The 11,756-nt window shown below is 32.5% G+C and carries 13 protein-coding genes; 8 read left to right on the top strand and 5 right to left on the bottom strand.

The features are described from left to right. Positions 1-135 precede the first annotated feature (135 nt). The 3 genes from PGH12_RS19055 (at position 136) to PGH12_RS19045 (ending at position 3,459) form a co-directional block, all read left to right on the top strand. Complete coding sequence (locus tag PGH12_RS19055; protein WP_267598018.1) at positions 136-549, top strand: acyl-CoA thioesterase; 414 nt, start codon at positions 136-138, stop codon at positions 547-549. 80 nt (positions 550-629) lie between these two features. Continuing rightward, positions 630-2,834, top strand: coding sequence for a DUF2339 domain-containing protein (locus tag PGH12_RS19050; protein ID WP_267598019.1), 2,205 nt, complete (start codon positions 630-632; stop codon positions 2,832-2,834). Between the two features lie 187 nt (positions 2,835-3,021). Beyond that, complete coding sequence (locus tag PGH12_RS19045) at positions 3,022-3,459, top strand: hypothetical protein (protein ID WP_267598020.1); 438 nt, start codon at positions 3,022-3,024, stop codon at positions 3,457-3,459. Positions 3,460-3,515: 56 nt separating this feature from the next. Here PGH12_RS19045 and PGH12_RS19040 read toward each other — a convergent pair whose 3' ends face one another. Next, a complete protein-coding gene (locus tag PGH12_RS19040) occupies positions 3,516-4,793 on the bottom strand; it encodes a replication-associated recombination protein A (protein ID WP_267598021.1) in 1,278 nt (425 codons plus the stop codon). 12 nt (positions 4,794-4,805) lie between these two features. Beyond that, positions 4,806-5,135 carry a helix-turn-helix domain-containing protein gene (locus PGH12_RS19035; protein ID WP_267598022.1) on the bottom strand — a complete coding sequence of 110 codons (330 nt, stop codon included), beginning with the start codon at positions 5,133-5,135 and terminating at the stop codon, positions 4,806-4,808. A 166-nt stretch (positions 5,136-5,301) separates the two neighbouring features. On the opposite strand from PGH12_RS19035, the gene PGH12_RS19030 reads away from it, so the two are divergent. The 4 genes from PGH12_RS19030 to lgt all read left to right on the top strand — a co-directional run bounded on the left by PGH12_RS19030 (position 5,302) and on the right by lgt (position 8,117). Beyond that, positions 5,302-5,556, top strand: coding sequence for a hypothetical protein (locus PGH12_RS19030; protein ID WP_267598023.1), 255 nt, complete (start codon positions 5,302-5,304; stop codon positions 5,554-5,556). Positions 5,557-5,603: 47 nt separating this feature from the next. Next, a complete protein-coding gene (locus tag PGH12_RS19025) occupies positions 5,604-6,395 on the top strand; it encodes a hypothetical protein (protein WP_267598024.1) in 792 nt (263 codons plus the stop codon). Positions 6,396-6,574: 179 nt separating this feature from the next. Further along, the gene (gene yidD / locus PGH12_RS19020) at positions 6,575-6,817 is read left to right on the top strand and encodes a membrane protein insertion efficiency factor YidD (protein WP_267598025.1); all 243 of its coding nucleotides are present in this window, start codon (positions 6,575-6,577) and stop codon (positions 6,815-6,817) included. Between the two features lie 454 nt (positions 6,818-7,271). Then, a complete protein-coding gene (lgt, locus tag PGH12_RS19015; protein ID WP_267598294.1) occupies positions 7,272-8,117 on the top strand; it encodes a prolipoprotein diacylglyceryl transferase in 846 nt (281 codons plus the stop codon). A 25-nt stretch (positions 8,118-8,142) separates the two neighbouring features. On the opposite strand, the gene PGH12_RS19010 is transcribed toward lgt, so the two are convergent. After that, on the bottom strand, positions 8,143-9,660 hold the full coding sequence (locus PGH12_RS19010; protein WP_267598027.1) for an NAD(P)H-hydrate dehydratase: 1,518 nt from the start codon (positions 9,658-9,660) through the stop codon (positions 8,143-8,145). 136 nt (positions 9,661-9,796) lie between these two features. Here PGH12_RS19010 and mscL point away from each other — a divergent pair, with 136 nt between their 5' ends. Next, a complete protein-coding gene (gene mscL, locus PGH12_RS19005) occupies positions 9,797-10,186 on the top strand; it encodes a large conductance mechanosensitive channel protein MscL (RefSeq protein ID WP_267598028.1) in 390 nt (129 codons plus the stop codon). 54 nt (positions 10,187-10,240) lie between these two features. On the opposite strand, the gene PGH12_RS19000 is transcribed toward mscL, so the two are convergent. Both PGH12_RS19000 and PGH12_RS18995 read right to left on the bottom strand, forming a co-directional pair. Further along, positions 10,241-11,200 (bottom strand): D-2-hydroxyacid dehydrogenase, encoded by a 960-nt coding sequence (locus PGH12_RS19000; protein WP_267598029.1) that lies wholly within the window; start codon positions 11,198-11,200, stop codon positions 10,241-10,243. Between the two features lie 94 nt (positions 11,201-11,294). Then, complete coding sequence (locus tag PGH12_RS18995; RefSeq protein ID WP_267598030.1) at positions 11,295-11,696, bottom strand: LNS2 domain-containing protein; 402 nt, start codon at positions 11,694-11,696, stop codon at positions 11,295-11,297. Positions 11,697-11,756: the final 60 nt, after the last annotated feature.

Genomic DNA, 11,756 nt, shown 5'->3' with positions numbered 1-11,756 from the left:
ATTTTATGCCCTGATTAATTTTGTGGTACTTGTTTTTATTAGGAAGACAAAGGTCTCATATTTTAATTTTAAAAAAAAATATTGCAGGTATTGATTATTAAAAAATATATTTGTATGTATAATTCAACCGTTTACATGATACACACAACACACTCATTACGAGTACGTTACGCAGAAACAGACCCTATGAAATATGTATATTACGGCAACTACGCCGCTTATTTTGAATTGGGTAGAGTCGAACTTTTCAGAAGCATAGGAATATCCTATGATGAGATCGAAAAACTAGGAATCTGGCTTCCGGTTTCCGATTACAATATTAAGTATTTAAAACCAGCTTTGTACGATCAAAAATTAGAAATTCATACCTATGTAAAAAAAATTCCGGGGGTGCGAATAGAATTTGAATACGAAATTTATAATGAGGAAAAAATAAAAATAACAGAAGCCCGCACTACCCTTTTCTTTTTACATGCAGAAACCAACAAAGTCATAAAATGTCCGGATTTTTTAATGAAATTGATTGAAAATAATTGGAAAGAAAATTAATTTTTTTTTCAGTTTCTGATGTACTGAGTTTTTTTCAGAGCTTATTTTCAAATTCCTATATTTGAAAATAATTCTTACTTATGATTTCTGTTTTTACTATTGTTGTCATACTGATTGTGCTTCTCATATTGGTTTACCACAAACTAAGCAGAAGAATCGATCTTCTGGAGAAACAGATTTCTGAACTTACCAAGAGTGATTCCCGTGAAGTAGAAAAAGTTTCCGAAGACAATATTGATGATCTTCCGATTGCGCAATTTAAAACCGAAATAAGATCTCAACACCACAAAGTTTCAGATGAGATTGAGGAAACAGAACCCAAAAAAGACTGGCTATCACCAGTATTTGATTTTTTAAAACAAAATGCGCTTACGATTATTGGTATTTTCACTCTTGTTCTGGGGATCGGATATTTCGTTAAATATGCAATCGATAAAAATTGGATCGGCGAAACTTCAAGAGCCGGGATAGGATTTATTGCAGGCATTTCTATCATCGCAGTCGGGCATTTTCTTAGAAAGAACTACGCCGTTTTCTCATCTATAATTACAGGTGGCGGTGTTGCTGTGCTTTATTTTACGACGACAATCGCTTTCAGAGAATACCATATTTTCTCGCAGAATACTGGTTTTCTCATCACTTGCCTGATTACCCTCGCCTCCGTAGGACTATCCTATTATTACAAAAGCGAAACGCTAATCATATTTTCCTTATTTGGTGGATTTTTAGCTCCATTAATGATCAGTACCGGACAAAGCAATTACATTTTCCTCTTTACTTATCTATCTGTTTTGAATATTGGAATGCTCTTTATTTCCTACCTTAAACAATGGAAAAGCATCGGCTGGATTGCCTTCGTACTCACAGCTTTTTATCTTTTTTTCTGGACCATGGAGAAAGCGGAATTTTCTGCAATTCTGTTTTACGTCATCACTTATATTATTTTCTATGCGTTTGCGCTTCAGAATTATTTCAGAAATAATGTTTTGAAGGAATTTGATATTTTAATGTTGATTTTAATCAATTTTTCTTCCATCGCAGGACTTGTTTTCATCTTCAACCAATTACAGCTTTTTCCGGCATCAGTATTTCCTATCATTTTTGCCGTTATTAATGCTATTGGCTTTTATAGAGAATATCAGAAAAAAGATTTTGGAATCAATTATTCAGTATTTACAAGCATCACAATAAGTTTAATAACGCTGGCTTTTGCACTTGAGCTAAAAACACATCTCATCACAAGCATTTGGGCAATCGAAGCAAGTCTGTTGCTATATATTTGGAAAAAAACCAACCACAAGCTCTTCAAGGTTTTCTTCTATATTTTGTTTCCTATGGTCATTGTCTCTCAAATGTTGACCTGGACGCAATATTTACATGTAGATTCTTTGCAAGTGATCGTAAATCCTGTTTTTATTACGAGTATAGTTGTTATCGGAAGCTGTTTTGCGAATCTGATTTTGCTACAGGACAGTTCTGATGTAGAAAAATCTGAGAACACCTATTATGAAAATCTCTTTAAAACTTTATCTTTTATTGTAATTTATTTTTCCATTTTATTTGAAATCATTTATCATATTTCCGATGAAAGTTTGGTTTTTATATTTATCATCGGTTTCCTTTTCACGATCTATTATCTATTTGTCTTAATCATTCTCGGACGAAAACTAAAAATCAGCAAGAGCTTCCAGACCGGAATGATCTATTTATTTCTGCTTTTCCTTTTCATGCATATTTTAACTTCGCAGGTTGCAACAGAGATAATCAGTAACAAAATTTTTACCGGTTTCTACTTTATACACTTGCTGTATATCTTGCCTTTTTTACATTTAATTTGTAAAATAATTCCGAATTCAGATTTTATCAAAGTTCACATTTCATATTGGGCAATTTCGCTACTTGTTATTTTAGCTTTCAGTTTCGAGTCATATCGTTTTTACATATTAATGAATGCTGAAAATCCAAATCAAATTTATGCGCTTCAAAATCACTTCAGCAGGTTATATCTGCCAATTATCTGGGCAGTTTTAGCGTGCCTGTTTATTTATTTTGGCCTTAAAAAAGAATTGCCTGAACTCAATAAAATAGGGTTTACATTACTCGGAATTATGATCATTAAATTATACGCTGTTGATATCTGGCAGATGGATAATGTCTCCAGAATCATTGCCTTCATTATTTTAGGAATCATCTTATTATTAAGTTCTTTCATGTTTCAGCGACTTAAAAACCTGATAAAAAACCTGGTTGACAAGAAAGAAGATTCTGATCAGAAAACATTCTAAATTATAAGGTTAAATCGAATATTTGTAATTAATTATTAATTTAAATTAAATTTTTGTTGACGATTTACAAAAAATAACTATATTTATCACGTTTTTAATACTTAAAATTTAGATCTCAAAAATGGTGTTTCCAAGTTAGAGATTACTTTTTTAAGTTGGCAATTTCTCCAAAAAAAATTATCTACATATGAAAAAACTTCTATATTCTCTATTAATCTTTGCTTCAGCAACATTATTTGCTCAAAAAAATCCTAACGTAAAATTTGCAATTTGTAATGATGCTGTGGGAACTGTAGCAATGTTTGATTTGAAGAAAGATTTTGTTCAAAGCGTAAATGTTTTTAAAACAAAATCAAATCTTCCACAAAATCTTAAGAAATTTGATTTTTTAGCTGACAATGGTTTGGCTGAAGTAAAATTTAAGAAAGATGTCGGAACATTAGATTTCATGACCTTAGGAAGCTACAATGCTCAGAGCGGCCTTCCACAAGACGCTTCTGTTTTCATCGAAGGATACGAATTTAAAAATCCTGATACTAAAATCTTTGCAGACATGATTGCAGATGCAAAAGTGGAAACTGTAGAAGGTAAAAAAGCTTTGGTTATCACAACCGTAAAAAAATAATTTTCACTAAATAAATACTAAAAAACGGATATTCAATTGAGTATCCGTTTTTTTCTTTAATATTTATCGTTCCATTTTTTCTTGAGTTCTTCGTAAATTTTCTTTTCGGTGGCATTATTTCCGGGTTCGTAAAATTTCTGATCTTTTATTTCTTCAGGCAAAAAATCCTGATTTACAAAATTGCCCTCATAAGAATGGGCATATTTGTACTCCTTACCATAATCCAGATCTTTCATCAACTTTGTCGGGGCGTTCCTCAAATGCAGTGGCACAGGTAAATTTCCTGTTTTTTTTACAAAAGCCAAAGCTTCATTAATTGCCATATAAGTAGAGTTGCTTTTTGGAGAAACTGCCAGATAAACCGCCGTTTCACTAAGCAAAATTCTAGCTTCCGGATTTCCTATAACATTAACAGCCTGAAAGCAACTGTTGGCAATCACAAGCGCATTCGGATTTGCCAAACCAATATCTTCAGATGCCAAAATAAGCATTCTCCTGGCGATAAATTTTATATCTTCACCTCCTGCGATCATTCTTGCCAGCCAGTACACTGCACCATTCGGATCGCCGCCGCGCATCGATTTTATGAAAGCCGAAATGATATCATAATGTTGTTCGCCATTTTTATCATACAGCGCCATCGTCTCCTGAAGCACTTCTAACACTTCATTATTCGAAATTTCTGTAGTATCTGAGTTAATAAACTGGCTGAGAACCAGTTCTACAGAATTGATCAGTTTTCTTCCGTCACCACCCGAATATTGTATAAAAGCCTGTTTTTCGTTGATTTTAAAATCTGTTTTTTCATCTTTATTAAATCTTTCAAGAGCGATATCGATTAATTCCTCAAGTTTTTCGTGAGTTAAAGCTTTTAAAACATAGACCTGACTTCTGGAAAGCAAAGCCGAAACTACCTCAAAACTAGGATTTTCTGTAGTCGCGCCAATTAAAACGATCCAGCCTTTTTCTACCGCATGAAGCAGAGAATCCTGTTGAGATTTGTTGAATCTGTGAATTTCATCAATAAAAAGAATGGGTGATTTTCCGGAAAAAAGATTTTGCTTTTTGGCTTCTTCAATTACGTCCCGTACATCTTTCACTCCGGAAGAAACCGCTGAAAGCTTAAAAAACTTCCGACCTGATTTCTCAGAAATAATTTCCGCAAGAGTTGTTTTACCTGTTCCAGGCGGTCCCCAGAGAATCAAAGAATTTAAAGTATCATTCTCCAGCATTTTCCTTATGGTTCCTTTTTCGCCGGTAAGATGTTCCTGTCCCAAAACTTCATCCAGGTTTTTCGGTCTCATTCTTTCGGCTAAAGGAGTATTCTGACTCAAAATTTTATGATTCTATTTTTTATATTTTATCTTCTCTCTTTCTTTCAGTAAAAATATTTGTTCATCTTTAGCTTCCAAAAGCTTTTTGAAAAAATCAATATTATTTACAGAATACTCTTCATTTACATATTCCGTAAATTCTGAATGCAAAGAAATTAGATCTCTAATATGTAAATTTAAGATATTTGATATTTTAAAAAGTCTATCTACAGTAAGTCTAGTCTTTCCAATCTCAATCTTCCTGTACGCTGCCATGGTAATATCAAGCTCATGGCCCATATTTTCAAATGTAAATCCTCTTTCTCTTCTACAGGTGGTAATTTTTTTAAGAATTTTTTCCATCTTCAGATCGTGTTAGATATCAAAAGTATAAAATAATTCATTAAAAGTAAAATTAATTTTACTAAAAGTAATTGTAGAGATTTTGCAATTGCAATAATATTGTATTTGTAAAACATAAGTGCACAGATTGTTTTTTTTTAATTTTTTAACTTTAATATCTTAAACAATGAAAAAAATTTTAACCGTAGGATTATTATCAGTAGGTTTACTTTCTATTACATCATTTGGACCAGAAAGCTCAACAGGAAAATTCATAGGTACTGAAACGACATATGGAACTTGTAATTCTTATAACGGACAAGGTGGAAGAGGAGTACAGTCTAAGACAGAAACTTTTTATTTATTTGGAATACCAATTAGTACAACAACAACTTTCGTTGATTGCCAAACTTCACTACAGCAATCAACAAGCCTTGAGTAACTAACTTCAGTGACTGGTAAAAAACCAGTCACTTTAAAATTTTCTTTATGAAAACATATTTTAGTTTCTTTTTTATATTTTCAACACTCTATTATTATTCACAAAAAATAACCGTTTTAGATAGCATAGATCATAAAACTATTTCCTATGTAGAGTTTATTGTCGACGGTAATTCTTATTTTTCTGATTCGTTGGGAACTATTGAATTAACAAAGAAAAATGAACAGCCAATATTTTTAAAAAAAAATGGATATGAGGAACAAAAGAAAGCAAATTATAATCGAATCATATATTTGAAACCTATTATTAAAGATATTGAAGAAGTAATAATTAAAAATAAAAAAAATGTAGAGTTTGCATCGAAATCTATAAATAAAAATACTACAAAACTACCTAATGATTTAACAATTGGATTCAAAATAAAAGGCAAGGAAAATATAAGTGGAAAATTGCAAAAAATTTCAATTCCTGTCAAAAGAATTTATGCTAATAATACATTATTAAAAATTGATTTTTACAACTTTGAAAACGACGTGATAGATAAAGAGATTCTGAATAATGAGAGTATATTTATAAACGTAAATGATTTAACTACAAAAAAAAACAATGTAATTGATTTACATAAATACAATATTCCAATCATTGGAAATATTCTAATTAGCATAAGAATTATTGATGAAACAGGGCTAACAGATAAAAATCTTAAAGAACCTTCAATTCAATTTTATAATTCAAAAGAAAAAGGAAATATTTATTTTTACAATCAATATTTAAAAGACTGGAAAATATTATCAAATGATATAAATCTTATAAGTTTTTCTTACACAATATCTTATTAAAACTTTTGTTAAGTTTAATATAAAAACTCGTTTATCTTATACGAGTTTTTGTTTTTTTTCTAAGTCTATATCTGAAATCTATAAACACATCAAATAATCCGACAAAAACCTATCTATGATTCTCAAACTTCTACCAATTTAAACTAATTTTCAATTTTTTAGCCTATTTTTGCAGTGTTTTGAAACTTTCAATCAATAAAATAGTTACAGCACCTTTGGTAATTTTAATCAGATTCTACCAATGGTTTATCTCGCCATTACTTCCGAAAAATTGCAGATACGAACCTACTTGTTCGCATTACATGGTAGAATCTCTTCAGGTTCACGGCATTTTTAAAGGATTTTGGCTCGGTGTAAAAAGAATTGCAAAGTGTCATCCCTGGGGCGGAAGCGGTTTTGATCCTGTTCCTCCAAAAAAATAATTATAACGATAAGAACTTTAAAAAAATAGAAATGAGCAATATTTTTTTCAGAATTTACCTTTTCATATTTGCAATCACGGCACAGGCATTTTTTGCACAAAACACTCCTTCCGGCTTATCGCAAGGAACTTTAAAAGTTAATTCCGCAGAAATTCCTGTCAAAATTTTCGCAACTTCAGAGCTTGCAGAACTTGATTCTTTTGCTAGTTTAAACACCAATAAAAATATGGTGGTAATTCTGAACAAATCGAATCTTGAAACTTCGCATTTCATGAGCAGTTCAATGATTTTGGGCAAATTTAAAGCAGATCATTATCAGTTTTTTGACAAAGATTTTAGACTTGTGGAAAATGTAAGTATTAATGAAAATAACATTGAAACTCTCAAATATGCAGTAAAATCTTCAAGTCCTGTTAAAGCAAACGATAAAGTTGAACTTGATACACCTTTTAAAATCTGGGATCCTTCAACCGGAATTCATTTAGGTCCGGTTACGTTACATTTTTACAGTTTAATGTTCATTTTCGCTTTTGGAATCGGATATTTCCTGATGACAAAAATGTATTCCATCGATGGTGTTGACACAAAATATGTAGAACCATTTTTCACGTGGACGTTGATAGGAACCATTCTGGGAGCGAGATTAGGTCACGTTATTTTTTACCAGCCGGAATTATTTAAAGAAGATTTCTGGAGTGTATTTTTACCGATCAGTACCAAAAACGGAATAAAATTTACAGGATTTGCAGGTTTAGCAAGTCACGGAGCAACACTTGCCGTAATTGTAACAACGCTGTATTATTCATATAAAATAGTGAAAAAAAATCCGCTTTGGGTTTTCGACAGATTAGGAATCGTTGTAGCAATTGGAGGTGCTTTTGTAAGAATGGGGAACTTTTTCAACTCTGAAATTATCGGAAAACCTGTTGATTCTTCTTCACCATTTGCTTTATTTTTCCCGCAACAGAGCAGCGAGTACGGAATCACTGTAACGCGCTATCCTACGCAATTGTTTGAAGCTGCAGGATACGTAACGCTATTTATAATTCTTTGGGTTTTATACAGAAAAACTGACAAAAAATTTCAACAAGGATGGTTATTCGGATTATTCTTTTTCCTTCTTTGGGCAATTAGATTTTCTGTAGAATTTCTTAAAATGCCTCAAGGTGATGAAGTTATTTCATTTGCGGGATTAAATACAGGACAGATTTTATCAATACCATTTATGATCGCAGGTTTGGTCATCATGGTCTATTCTAAAAATAACAAAGCTCTTCCTGAAACAGAAAAAACAGTTTAAAAAAATATAAAATATTATTGAAAAGTCACAACAGAGTTGTGACTTTTTTGTTTAGATCAAGGAAAACATTTCCCAACTCGCCAATCACATCGGTAGGAAGCATTGATTCTTTCGAAATTTTTTCAGCAGTAAGATCAGCAGCTTTCCCATGAAGCCAGACTCCTAATATACAGGCCGTTTCGGGTGAGTATTTTTGGGCTAAAAGTGATGTAATAATTCCTGTTAAAATATCGCCGCTTCCACCTTTTGCGAGACCAGAATTTCCGGTAATATTGTAAAATACTTTTCCTTCAGGAGTGATGATCTGCGTATGATGATCTTTCAAGACAATGAAAATTTGTAATTCTTTTGCTTTTCGTATCCCCAGTTCTACTCTTTTAAAAGAATTTTCAGTTTTTCCAAAAAGTCTTTCAAACTCTTTCGGATGTGGCGTGATAACAGAATTTTTGGGAATTAAATTGATAGTTTCCCGACTTTCGGAAATAATATTTAAAGCATCAGCATCTAACAGCAAGGGTTCTTTAACGTCGTTTAAAAATTCTATAAGGGCTTTCTTTGTTAAAATATCTGTTCCCAAACCTGGCCCGATTCCGTAAACCGTTTCTTTCTGAATTTCAATATTTTCTATACATTTTTCTCCGCCAGAAACAAACATCGCTTCGGGGCAGCTGGTCTGCAGAATTTCATATCCGCAGTTTGGTGCAACTGTAAATGTTAAACCCGTTCCTGTTTTTAAAGTTGATTTAGTTGCCAAAACTGCTGCTCCCATTTTACCGAAACTTCCGGCAACAATGGCGGCTCTTCCATAAGTTCCTTTGTGTGCAAAATCGCTTCGTGGTCTGAAGATTTCTTTGATAATTTCATCATCAATTACAAAATAATCGGTTGACGTTTCGTCGATATATTCTTTATTTAAATCTATATCTAAAACGATAACCTTTCCAGTAAATTTACCTGTTTCAGGGTGAAGAAAAGTACGTTTCCAGAATTGAAAACTTAATGTGTAATCAGCTTTTAAAATTGTCTGATTTTCTTCCGAAATCTGATCAGAAAACAGTCCGGAAGGAACGTCAATAGAAATCTTAACTTGTTTTAAATCATTGAGCGCATTGATTAACCAAACAAATTTCCCCTCTAATTTCCTAGATAATCCTGTTCCAAAAAGTGCATCGACAATCACTGTATCATTATCAAATTTAAATTTATCGATCGCACTAAAATCATAAATAGAAATACCTGAAATTTCCTTAACCTTTTCGTAATTGAAATGAGCATCATCAGAAAATTTTTCGTTTGATGAATCGATAAAAACATCAACATCAAAACCTTTTAGATAAAGCATTCTTGCAATGGCAAAACCATCACCACCATTATTACCGTTTCCACAAAACACTGCAAACTTGTGATGGTTTTTACAATAAGTAAGGATCCAGTCAACACATTTCTGCGCTGCTCTTTCCATCAATGCGATCGAAGTTATGGGTTCATTTTTAATAGTAAATTGATCTCCAGCCTTTATTTTTTCTGCTGTGAAAATTTTCATAGAATAATGTTTTACATAAATTTAATGATTAATTTTTAAAAATAATCTGATTATTATCTTAAAAAACTATCAAACTATGCACGATTCCTGTTTTTAAATTATAATTTTGTTTTAAACAATCAAAAAAATATAAATTATGGGATTTATTAAAGATTTTAAAGATTTTGCCTTTAAAGGAAATGTTGTCGATCTGGCGGTCGGTGTTATCATCGGAGCGGCTTTCAGTGCAATTGTAAAATCATTCGTTGATGATATTATCACACCCTTATTATTGAACCCTGCACTTGAAAAGGCAAATGTAAAAAATATTGCAGAACTTTCCTGGAACGGCGTAAAATATGGGAATTTCTTATCCTCAGTCATCAGTTTTCTAATTGTAGCTCTTGTTTTATTCTTTCTAATTAAAGGAATCGCAAGTTTAAGCAAAAAAGAAGATGCAGTAGTAGAAGCTCCGGCGGGACCTACCGAAGATCAGAAATTACTTATGGAAATCAGAGATTTACTAAAAAGCAAAAACAATATATAGAAAGAACCGCCGCAAATAAATTTGCGGCGGTTCTTTTTTGTTAAGAATTCAATCTTAATGAATCTGCAAAATACTCGAGATCTGCTCGGCCAAAGAGAGACCAATTCTGTCCTGAGCCTCTAAAGTTGCCGCGCCTGTATGAGGCGTAAGAGAAATTTTAGAATGATTCAAAATTTCTTTTGAAGGTGTAGGTTCATTAATGAAAACATCTAAACCTGCAAATTTCACTTTCCCAGAATCTAAAGCTTCAAGTAATGCAGCTTCGTCGATCACACCGCCTCTTGAGCAGTTTACGATTGCAACGCCATCTTTCATCATTGAAAACTCGTTTTTACCGATCATGAAACCTTCTTTCTGTGCCGGAACGTGAAGCGTAATGAAGTCTGAATGTTTTAAAACTTCCTGTAATGGCTCAGTTTCTATGTCAACGTTGATGAATTGTTTATTGTAAAATGTCACTTTAATGCTTGCTTTACCAATCATATTATCAGCTGCGATCACTCTCATACCAAGTCCTAAAGCTATTTTTGCTACTTCCTGACCGATTCTTCCCATGCCGACGATTCCGATGGTTTTACCTTTCAATTCTATTCCCGCCGCGTAAGCTTTTTTAAGTGAGGCAAATTCTGTATCGCCAACCACAGGCATTTTTCTGTTTGAATCTTGCAAGAATCTCGCTCCCGAGAATAAATGTGCAAAAACCAATTCTGCAACAGATTCTGATGAGGCTGAAGGTGTATTGATTACATGAATCCCCTTTTCTCTTGCGTAATCTACATCAATATTATCCATTCCTACCCCACCTCTTCCTATAATCTCTATAGACGGGCAATTGTCGATAATATCTTTTCTAACCTGTGTTGCACTCCTTACCAGGATTGTTTTGATCTTGTGCTCATTGATATAATCAACCAAAAATTCCTGTGGAACTTTTTTAGTAATTACGTCAAAACCTTTCTCCGTCAACGCATCAATTCCTGATTGATCTAATCCGTCATTTGCTAAAACTTTCATATCTTTTTTATATTAAAAATGAAAGATTTAAAAATTAATAAAATGGAGTCTTTTTAAACTTTTTTATTTAATTTTTAAATCCTTTATTTAGATTTTAATCTTTAAAAACTTCTATCGTTACCTGTTTTTCCACAAGATCGGTAAATTTACCTTTGTATCTTGTGGCGCGTACCAAATGATTATCGATCCAATGATAGTTTCCGCCTCTCGGTTTTCCGCATAATACGCTGTGATACTTAAAACCGTGTTTGTCTAACCAATCGATAGTAATCTGTTTAAGATTTTCTGTTCGTGATGTAAAAAAACAAATCTGATGGCCTTCGTCATACCATTTGTTTACCGTTTCCAGCGCATCGGGATATGGTAAGCAAGTTGTCATTCTTTCCGGCTCTTCATTGGGAACATCATCAGTAATTGTTCCGTCAATATCAATAAGATAATTCTTAACTCCGTCCTTCAAAATCGGACTTATATGCTCAATATAATCTAGTTCCATCTTTAATTTTTTTAAAGCGCAAAGTTACACATTATCCGATTAACAGAGATATTAAACTTA

The organism is Chryseobacterium sp. CY350 (assembly GCF_027945075.1).
In the GTDB taxonomy this organism is placed as follows: Bacteria; Bacteroidota; Bacteroidia; order Flavobacteriales; family Weeksellaceae; genus Chryseobacterium.
This window is presented reverse-complemented; position numbering and strand designations above follow the sequence as displayed.

Bases quoted from the DNA above. Each gene is read 5' to 3' on its own strand.
- PGH12_RS19050 (WP_267598019.1), top strand. From the start codon at position 630: ATGATTTCTGTTTTTACTATTGTTGTCATACTGATTGTGCTTCTCATA.
- PGH12_RS19030 (WP_267598023.1), top strand. From the start codon at position 5,302: ATGAAAAAAATTTTAACCGTAGGATTATTATCAGTAGGTTTACTTTCT.
- PGH12_RS19045 (WP_267598020.1), top strand. From the start codon at position 3,022: ATGAAAAAACTTCTATATTCTCTATTAATCTTTGCTTCAGCAACATTA.
- PGH12_RS19000 (WP_267598029.1), bottom strand. From the start codon at position 11,200: ATGAAAGTTTTAGCAAATGACGGATTAGATCAATCAGGAATTGATGCG.
- mscL (WP_267598028.1), top strand. From the start codon at position 9,797: ATGGGATTTATTAAAGATTTTAAAGATTTTGCCTTTAAAGGAAATGTT.
- PGH12_RS19055 (WP_267598018.1), top strand. From the start codon at position 136: ATGATACACACAACACACTCATTACGAGTACGTTACGCAGAAACAGAC.
- PGH12_RS18995 (WP_267598030.1), bottom strand. From the start codon at position 11,696: ATGGAACTAGATTATATTGAGCATATAAGTCCGATTTTGAAGGACGGA.
- PGH12_RS19025 (WP_267598024.1), top strand. From the start codon at position 5,604: ATGAAAACATATTTTAGTTTCTTTTTTATATTTTCAACACTCTATTAT.
- PGH12_RS19010 (WP_267598027.1), bottom strand. From the start codon at position 9,660: ATGAAAATTTTCACAGCAGAAAAAATAAAGGCTGGAGATCAATTTACT.
- PGH12_RS19035 (WP_267598022.1), bottom strand. From the start codon at position 5,135: ATGGAAAAAATTCTTAAAAAAATTACCACCTGTAGAAGAGAAAGAGGA.